Origin of the sequence: Streptomyces aurantiacus (assembly GCF_001418335.1) — a bacterium.
GTDB classification, from domain to species: Bacteria; Actinomycetota; Actinomycetes; order Streptomycetales; family Streptomycetaceae; genus Streptomyces; species Streptomyces aurantiacus.
Map to the genome: position 1 here is coordinate 1 of NZ_LIPP01000538.1, position 1,860 is coordinate 1,860.

Sequence of the window (1,860 nt, forward strand, 5' to 3'; positions counted from 1 at the left end):
GCCCTGCTCGACATCCTGCGCGGCGAGGGCGTGGACCGCGTCTTCGGCAACCCCGGCACCACCGAGCTGCCGTTCCTGGCAGCTCTCGCGGACACCGACCAGGCGCCCGAGTACATCCTCGGTGTCCACGAGGGCGCGGTCGTCTCCATGGCCGACGGATACGCCCGCGCCACCGGCAGGACCGCCTTCGTCAGCCTGCACATCGCGGCCGGCCTCGCCAACGGACTCGTCGGCCTGCTCAACGCCCGCCGTTCGCGCACCCCGCTCGTGGTGATGGCCGGGCAGCAGGACCGCCGCCACCTCCAGCAGGACCCCATGCTCAGCGGCGACCTCGTCGCGCTCGCCGCGCCCGCCGTGAAGGCCACGTACGACGTCCAGCACGCCCGCGACCTGCCGCTCGCGCTGCGCCGCGCCTTCGCGCTCGCCGCCCGGCCGCCCGCCGGGCCCGTGTTCCTGTCCGTGCCCATGGATCTGCTGACGGAGGACACGGAGGTCGAGATCCCCGCCCGTACGCCACCGCCCGGGCCCGCGCCGGCCGGCGGACTCGACCGGGCCGCCGCGCTGCTCGGCGGCGGCGCGCGCCCCGTGATCGTCGCGGGCGACGGGGTGGGACGTGAGGACGCGGTGGCGGCGCTCGTCCGCACCGCGGAGGCCTGCGGGGCGCCCGTGCACCACCAGCCGATGGCGGACTGTCTGAACTTCCCGACCACACACCGCCTGTACGCGGGCATGCTGCCACCGCGCCACGACGCGATCCGGGCCGCGCTCGCCCCGTACGACACCGTGCTCATCGCGGGAGCGCACGCCTTCACACCGCACCACTACAGTCCGGGACCCGCGCTGCCGCCTGGCCTCACCGTCATCCAGCTCGACTCGGACCCGGACGAGATCGGCCGCAACTTCCCCGCCGACCACGGCCTCGTGGGCGCGCTCGGGCCGTCCCTCGACCGGCTCGCCGAACTGCTGCCCGAGCGGGTGCCCGCGCACACGGCGAAGACGAGAGCGCTGCGCGCCGGCGACCGCCACACCGCCGAACGCAGCCGTACGGAGGCCGCCGCGCGCGCCACCTACTCGTCGGCGCCCCTCGCCCCCTGGGCCGCCGCCCACGCCGTCGCACGCGGGCTGCCGCCGGGCACGGCCGTCGTCGAAGAGGCCATCACCGTGGGCCTGCTGCTCCGCGAACTCGTACGCCTCGACCGGCCCGGCAGCTACACGCACACCGTCGGCGGCGGCCTCGGCTGGGGGATCGGCGCCGCCGTCGGCCGGGCCATGGCCGAACCGGGCCGGCCCGTCGTCGCCGTCCTGGGCGACGGCTGCGCCCTGTTCGGCCTCCAGGGCCTGTGGAGCGCCGCCCGGTACGCGGCTCCCGTGCTGTTCGTGGTGATGAGCAACGGCGCCTACCGGACCCTCCAGGACACGTACGAGGCACGCGGCGGCACCGGGCTCTGCCCCGGTACCGAGCTGGGGCGCCTCGACTTCACGCGGGCGGCCGGGTTCTTCGGGGTCGACGCCGTACGGGCGGGGAGCGCGGAGCAACTGCGTGAACTCGTCGCGGGAGCGGGCGAGTTGACGCGCCCGATGCTGGTCGATGTGCCCTTGCGGTAGGGGACGGGGCCGGCCGCGGACGACTCACAGGGACCCGCACCTTGTCACCCGCCTGCCGGGGCCCGATCATCGGTCCATGACGGACGGGCAGGTACCGAAGTCGGTGCTCGCGCGCGGAGCCGCGCTGCTGCGCGCCTGCGGTGAGTCGGAGGGCACCCAGGGCCTGGCCGAGCTGGCGCTGCGCACGGGGCTCCCCAAACCGACCGCGCACCGGCTGCTGGCCGAGCTGGTCCGGCTCGGCCAGCAGCCGGTGCG

Annotated in this window: 2 protein-coding genes; both read left to right on the forward strand. The window is 75.9% G+C overall.

Going from position 1 to position 1,860, the window contains the following annotated elements; genetic code table 11:
• Nucleotides 1-1,605: thiamine pyrophosphate-binding protein (locus AOK01_RS40025; RefSeq protein WP_245702627.1), on the forward strand; the 1,605-nt coding region annotated here is incomplete at its 5' end.
• Nucleotides 1,606-1,681: 76 nt separating this feature from the next.
• A partial coding sequence (locus tag AOK01_RS40030; RefSeq protein ID WP_157871681.1) for a helix-turn-helix domain-containing protein occupies nucleotides 1,682-1,860 on the forward strand: 179 nt, incomplete at its 3' end.